Annotated in this window: 8 protein-coding genes; all 8 read right to left on the reverse strand. The window is 49.4% G+C overall.

Annotation, left to right across the window (positions count from 1 at the left end; translation table 11 throughout):
* Nucleotides 1–125 precede the first annotated feature (125 nt).
* The 8 genes from J7M22_09140 to rpmH all read right to left on the reverse strand — a co-directional run bounded on the left by J7M22_09140 (nucleotide 126) and on the right by rpmH (nucleotide 6325).
* Nucleotides 126–509: a hypothetical protein gene (locus J7M22_09140; GenBank protein MCD6506775.1), complete on the reverse strand. Its 384-nt coding sequence runs from the start codon at nucleotides 507–509 to the stop codon at nucleotides 126–128.
* Nucleotides 491–1198, reverse strand: coding sequence for a glycosyltransferase family 2 protein (locus J7M22_09145; GenBank protein ID MCD6506776.1), 708 nt, complete (start codon nucleotides 1196–1198; stop codon nucleotides 491–493). The genes J7M22_09140 and J7M22_09145 overlap by 19 nt, the downstream gene beginning before the upstream one ends.
* A 12-nt stretch (nucleotides 1199–1210) precedes the next feature.
* Nucleotides 1211–2125 carry a hypothetical protein gene (locus J7M22_09150; GenBank protein MCD6506777.1) on the reverse strand — a complete coding sequence of 305 codons (915 nt, stop codon included), beginning with the start codon at nucleotides 2123–2125 and terminating at the stop codon, nucleotides 1211–1213.
* Between the two features lie 67 nt (nucleotides 2126–2192).
* The gene (locus tag J7M22_09155) at nucleotides 2193–2627 is read right to left on the reverse strand and encodes a hypothetical protein (protein MCD6506778.1); all 435 of its coding nucleotides are present in this window, start codon (nucleotides 2625–2627) and stop codon (nucleotides 2193–2195) included.
* A gap of 31 nt (nucleotides 2628–2658) precedes the next feature.
* The gene (locus tag J7M22_09160; GenBank protein MCD6506779.1) at nucleotides 2659–3990 is read right to left on the reverse strand and encodes a sigma-70 family RNA polymerase sigma factor; all 1332 of its coding nucleotides are present in this window, start codon (nucleotides 3988–3990) and stop codon (nucleotides 2659–2661) included.
* Between the two features lie 373 nt (nucleotides 3991–4363).
* Nucleotides 4364–4552 (reverse strand): hypothetical protein, encoded by a 189-nt coding sequence (locus tag J7M22_09165; protein MCD6506780.1) that lies wholly within the window; start codon nucleotides 4550–4552, stop codon nucleotides 4364–4366.
* A gap of 637 nt (nucleotides 4553–5189) precedes the next feature.
* Nucleotides 5190–6209, reverse strand: coding sequence for an AIR synthase family protein (locus J7M22_09170; protein ID MCD6506781.1), 1020 nt, complete (start codon nucleotides 6207–6209; stop codon nucleotides 5190–5192).
* Entirely contained in the window at nucleotides 6191–6325 is a 135-nt protein-coding gene (rpmH, locus tag J7M22_09175; GenBank protein ID MCD6506782.1) for a 50S ribosomal protein L34, read from the reverse strand. Before rpmH ends, J7M22_09170 begins: the two co-directional genes overlap by 19 nt.
* Nucleotides 6326–6649 lie beyond the last annotated feature (324 nt).

Consider the following 6649-nt stretch of genomic DNA (forward strand, 5'->3'; position numbering starts at 1 on the left):
ACCCTCAACCCATCTACTTTCACCACCTTGTAAGGTTCAAATGGATGAATCCCTGTTTCCTGCCTTCTGCCTCCTGTCTCCTTTTTCGCTATCAGATTTGCGCATATCAAAGGAACGAGGAGGTTTCACTGGAGTTGTTTCAGGAAGTCCGCTCCCAGGAACAGGTCTTTATCTCCGAGGTTGATGGCGTCATATCTCATATGCTTCATCGCTGTCATGGCAATCTGGTATTTTATCTCGCTTTGTCTGGTGTGTTGAGAGATGATATTGCCTGTTGAGAGGATGAGGAGGTGGGAGGAGTTTCTCCTGATGTAGCTTATCAGCGTATCCCTTCTTGTGATCCCACCGAGCATCCCTTTACTGCAACCACATGGCTCAAGCTCTCCTAACATCCCGCCGCTGTAGAGAACTGTCAGATGGAAGGTGATGTTACGGCTCATAACCGCCCCACTCAAAACCGGAGGGAAAAGCGATAGGGCTAAGATATAGATCAACACCTTCCCAGCCATCCTTTCACCTTCATGCTCAGCATAAACCTCAGATGTCTCCATCCATCTGAGAAGGTACGCAGCTTCGATTTGCCCTTGCGGGGATAATAGGTGATCGGAACCTCGGCTATTTTCATCTTCATCACAGCGGCTTTTATCACCATCTCTGAGGCGAACTCCATCCCTCCTGATTTGAGGCTCATCTTATCGTAAGCATCTTTCCTGAAAGCCCTCATGCCACAATGGGCGTCTGAAACCCCAGCTTTGAAAAGCAGGTTTAAGGTCCATGTCAGAATGGGATTGCCCACATATCGGTGTAGCCATGGCATCGCCTTAGGGAGGATCTTCCCCTTCAGTCTGGTTCCCATGACCAGGTCGTATCCTTCATCCAGCATCTTGATGAACTTGGGCATCTCGGATAGGTCATAGGTGTCATCAGAGTCGGCTATGATGATGTATTGACCTTTAGCTGCTTTAATCCCAGCGATATATGCGTTTCCGTATCCTTTTATGGGTTGGAGTATGACTTTAGCGCCGAGCGATTGGGCTATTTGCGGAGATCCGTCGGAGGAGCCGTTGTCTGCTATGATTATCTCCCCGTTGATTTTCATCCCCTTAAGGGCGATCTTAGCCTTTCGGATGCAAGATCCGATTGTCTCCGCTTCGTTCAGGCATGGCATCACCACTGATACTTCGACCCTTCTTCCCATCCACACCACCACCTATTCCGTTATCAAGCCTATCTCCTTAAGCTCCCTCTCTATCTCCTTGAAAGGGCGGTACTTCGATAGGTTGCCGTCCCAAACAGGTTTATCAGGTGGAAAATCAACTTGAAACAGATCGGATATGTCCACATTAGGCTGGAACTCCTTCACCTCCATGATCCTCTTTTCAATTATATCCCCTTTCTCACCCACAGACCACCACATCCCCTTTTCCAGAAACCATACCACCTGACCATTGCTCTTATAGGGTTTGTAGCTCATTTCCATAAACCAGTGATCTCCCATCTGCATCTTGATGGGCAGGAATCCCTCTTGGGGATCAAGCCACAATCGGACTTTACCCCAGATCTTCTCTTTCGTCTCCACCAGGTAGCACGGTATCTCCTCTTTCCCTCTTTTCATCTTTTCGACTCCTATGATTTTAACCCCGTTTTTCTCGAAAAGCCGGCTTAATGGGTATCCGGTAGGTAGGTCTCTTACCCTCATCCCGTAGTTGCGGGGGTCCCACGAATGGGGAAAAGGCAGGTTTACTCCCCGCTCCACCGCCACAGGGATTCTCCCTTTTACTTTTACCCCTATAATAAACAGAGTCTGAGTTCTGATATCGTATAATTCTCTCACGCCTTTATTTCCTAAGTACTTTCCGTTCAATATGATACCTGTGATGGAGTAACGATAAATCCTGTGGAGATCGAAAGCGAAGATGGATTCGTGTTCCTCCCTGACGTTAGCCAGTTTTGAGTAACCCTGATAACGGATTCTACATTTTCCTGCTCGTAAGAGGGATTCGGTGTGTTTCAAACCCGCTATTATCATCTGTGGATCTATGGGAGGTAGAGGCGAACCCTCCTCACAGTATCCGTTGGATAGGAAGATGATGGTGATAAGCAGTAAGCTTAAGGTGAGTCTCATCGCTATCCCCTCCATCTTTCAGAAAACAGTGCATCTCCCAGTTCGGGAGATGCACTGTTACGGGGTTTTAAAACGAGGTACAATCCCCAGGTTCTTGGACTGTGTCATTGCCCACGTTGTCTCCAATGCATCCTTCTAGGCTCCAATACTGTCTCCAACAGACGTTCACCCACGGCTCACGCAGATTGCAGTTGTATCCCGTCCTGTTAACACACCTATACCACTGCTGGTTTATGTTAAATACCTTGTAGGATTTGAACTCCTTACCGTCAATGGTACCGGTACTATTGTGACATCCCAGAGGATAGGGACACTCGTCCATCACCTGGCACCATGCGTCGGGGACATGCTCTATGACGTTGCCCCCTCCCACCGCTGCTCTCATCTGTGCTTCTGTGAGCACAAACGGTAGTTCCATGGATGAACCGGTCACATAGACCGCCCCCAATATGGGAGCTACGACCAGCAAAAGGTAGATCATCCAGAACCTCTTGCCTTTCATGATTCGATTACCTCCTTATCTAGGTTTTGATTCAATGGAGATACTTCCCAGGAAGCCATTGGACATGCCATACACCATCAGCATCTCTCTCTATCTTCGCTGCTTTAAGCACTCCGAGAGAGTCGATCCATCCTCCCGGCTCAAATGCTGCTGTGTCCCCTGTGCGAAGGTGGTACTCCACAAAAAGGAATTTGGCTTTCCATTCTAGATCATCCAACTTCTGCCCTAGTTTATCCCATTCCAGATATATCTCATGTTTTCTTACAGGATCTTTGCAGACTTCATATTCATCCGATAAAACCCTATATTCTTCAAGCAGGGCCTGATGTTCAGTCGCCAAATCCAGTATCTTCTGGATAAGCTCGCTTAATCCATCATCACCTTTCTTTCCTTTCACCTCTTCGCTTTCAGGAGAAGAAGTTACATTCTCTTCTGTATTGGAGGAACTCACCATGTTGTCCTTCAGCTCCGCCTTCTTTCCGTTTGCCTTCCTTGAACTTCCCTCCCCTCCTTTGTCTTGAAGCGCTTGATTAAACAACTCATCAAGCAACCTGTTGAACTCCTCAAATGTAAGATCATCCTCCTTTTTCTTCTCCGGTCTACCTACCACCATCGCAGGCGCTCTCACGCTCGCCTGCCTCTCAACCTTCACCTTATTGGCCTTAGGTATAGGCTTCTCCTCCCCACGATGCATCGTCATCCATATCCCTACTCCTCCAAGCATCATCACGACTGCTCCCGTTATCGCTACCTTCGTTGATACCTTCATAACGACACCTCCTATCAGCTTGAGCATCTTTTCCCAGGGTATCAGGATAATCCCGCTCAACCTCTCCCTCACCTTCCGCTTTACTTTTTTCAATCCTCTTCGTATCCGCTTTGCGACGGCATCGTATGACATGTTATACTCCTCGCTCAAATCCCTGTAGCTCCTCCCATCGAAGATCCACTTTCTCAGCATCTCCCCATCCATATCCGGAAGTCCATCGATTGCCTCTGACGCCTCTCTTACAAGCTCATCCCTCAGGATATCATCCTCGAAGGAGGGCATCTGCAGCCTATCAGGGTCTATCTCGGAAAGAGAGATGAACTGCGGCTCTCTCATCCTCCTCCTCGCCTGATCCATCGCAAGGTTGAAGGCTATCCTCATGACCCATGATCGGAAGGAGGAAGGTCTTCTCAGCTTTCTGAGATGCAGATACGCCCTGAGGAAAGCCTCCTGAGCTATCTCCTCCGCGTCGAGTGGATCAGTGATGAGGGAACAGAGGGCGCTGCAGACCGAGTCGAAGTACTTCTCCACCAGTTTGCAGAACGCAGAGCTATCGCCTGAGATGGCTTTCCGTATCAGACGCTCGTCCTTCATGATGTTCCTCCATATATATAGACGTAATTTCGGGCGGAGGTTGGACAGGAAATTTTATCTGACATCGGAGGAACGATTCTCAAAGTAGGGAGCGCGGCGATAGGGGACAAGGAAAACCGTTATGCTCCTATTCGACGCTCTGGAATAGACTGGAAAACGCCTTATAAATCTCCCTTCCTCGGCGATGCGATCCCTGAGCCGATGATCCGGATCGATCACGTTCATGTTCGATTCGTCCAGGATAAACCAAATCCTCCTTTTATTTCGAAGATAACGTCCGCCGCTTGGGCGGATCTGCAAGCCACCGGGCGTTACTATCCACGACGAAGCAACGGTATTTCGCCGTAGTGGCCGAACAGAACACGCTATGGATCTACTTATATCGCTTTACCCAGTAATCTCCATCCTTATAACAAGTGGTGTTGGGGCAGTCAGGATCGGGTCCGGATGCCCTCTGACAGGGCACCTTCCCTACGTAAGGCTCGGAATACAGGTTGATCCCCACAACGATCAGAGCGACAAGGGCCGAGATCCCATACCAGAGCAACCTCCTCCTTTCCATTTACAATTCACTCCCTTTCCTTGGATTTTAACCTCTCCAGAACTCTCTCATAGCGATGATTGTACTTTTCTCTCAGAAACTTAAGGGCGGCAGGATTTCCTTGAAGGGCGTATTGTTACAGAACCGTTGTCATAGGGAGTCCGTGGATTCATTTTGATCGGCGAAAGCGGCTAGGATTATCATACGGAATACGCTGCCCAATTTACGAGCCCTCCATTTGTGCATTCGATAGATAGGTTTTTAGCATTACCCTCTGCCATAGCAACGGGGTTAAGATATTCTATTGGCAGCGTCTTCTCGATAAACCTCACAATATCCTCTCCCACATCTGAGGCCCGAACGGGCCATAGGTCGCCTCCCATTGCCTGGTGATCTCATTTATTTTATCGTCTAATATCTCCTGAAGTGTCCTCTTCACTGCTTGTCCTCTAAAGGTAGGTCTATAGGTAGTAGCAACTCGGATTGAGATCTGATTTATCCATACAGCTTGGATCACCGGAAATAAAACCCCAAAATTCCCTGCCAAAAAGCACCTTATATCGATTCATCAACCTTCGAGTCATATCGACTCTTTACAAATTCCTGAAAGATCCTTTCGATCTCCTCTTCTTGCTAAGGTGTCATCTTTATCGCTCCTTCATATCTTCGTTATCTCATCCGATTCGAGGTATCTTATCGGTCTGATCCCGTAGCGATCCTTGATATATGCCTCACCTTCCCCCTCGGTGAACTCGCCTATCACATCACACTCTACCCCAGCGGATCTGACCGCCTCCAGTATCTCATCCACCTGATCCGGGCTTACAGCCGTAAGGAGTGAGCCTGAGGAGATGGCGCCGAGCGGATCGATGTTGAAGATGCGGCATAACCTCTCCGTCTCCGGATAAAGCTTGATCTTCTCCGGATAGACGATAGCATTTACCTTCGACCGGATGCAGATCTCAACTATTCCGTTATAAAGTCCTCCTTCCGTCAGATCGTGCATGGCGTGGATCCCCTCCATCTCACGTATCGCTCTGGCCTCCCTCACCGCCGATATCCCGGGCTCGAAGAGCATCCTTTTGGCCTTTTCGATCACCTCAGGTGGGATGCGGCCTGAAAGCTCCTTTCCCCTCTCACGGGCGATGATAGAGGTGGCCTCTATGGCGGGCCTCTTGCTCATCAGCAGGAGGTCCCCCGGACGGGCGCCTGAGGAGGTTATCGGTGGACGATCGAGCTTCCCGATCATCGTACCGACGGCTATGGGTCGATCGAGACCGGCGGTCACCTCGGTATGACCCCCACAGAAAGTGATGTCGAATTGCAGGCATGCCTTTGCGATCTGTTGTGCGATCGAGGTCACCGTCTCCCGCGTCGTTCTGTGCTCAGGTAGGAGCAGGGTGGCGAGCATCCATCTGGGATCTGCCCCCATGCTCGCCACATCGTTGGCGTTGACGCACACCAGATACCATCCTATGGCATCGGTGGCGAAGGTTATCGGGTCGGTTTTGAGGACCATCATTTCTCCGGCGAGTCTCACCACAGCGGCATCCTCGCCGATGCCGGGGCCGACGATCAGATCCGGATCGCGGGCCGCTTCACCGACCTCGTCTATCACCTTTGAGAGGAGATCGAGCGGAAGTTTACCTACGGGCAGGATCATACCGTCAGACGCCATCTCCCCTTCCTGCGTCTTCTCTTGAGCACCTTCCTACCGCCTTTGGTGGACATCCTTTTACGGAAACCGTGTGTCCTTTTACGTTTAAGCACATGTGGCTGGTATGTCCTTTTCACCTTAGATACCTCCTCTGAATTCCGTCGCCCTTATATGTTATTTAACGGAGGTTGATAAGTCAAGATCCATACGTGAAGTGCAGTGGAATAAGGACACCCCATTGCGATACACCCACACCACCTTGACAGATGTTCTCGACACATGATGGTATTAAATCCATCCCAAGTATAAACATACCAAAGCCGGAGAAGCAATAAGCATCGGTACTGTATAATATTTTGTGTAAATTAGGGAGAGAAACAGAAGAGAAAACAGGAGGTGTGACATGATCCTCAAGGACAGAGAATCAATAAGAGAGTTCCTCAAGGAGAACGGGATAAGAG

This window comes from Candidatus Poribacteria bacterium (assembly GCA_021162805.1).
Taxonomy (GTDB): Bacteria; Poribacteria; WGA-4E; order B28-G17; family B28-G17; genus JAGGXZ01.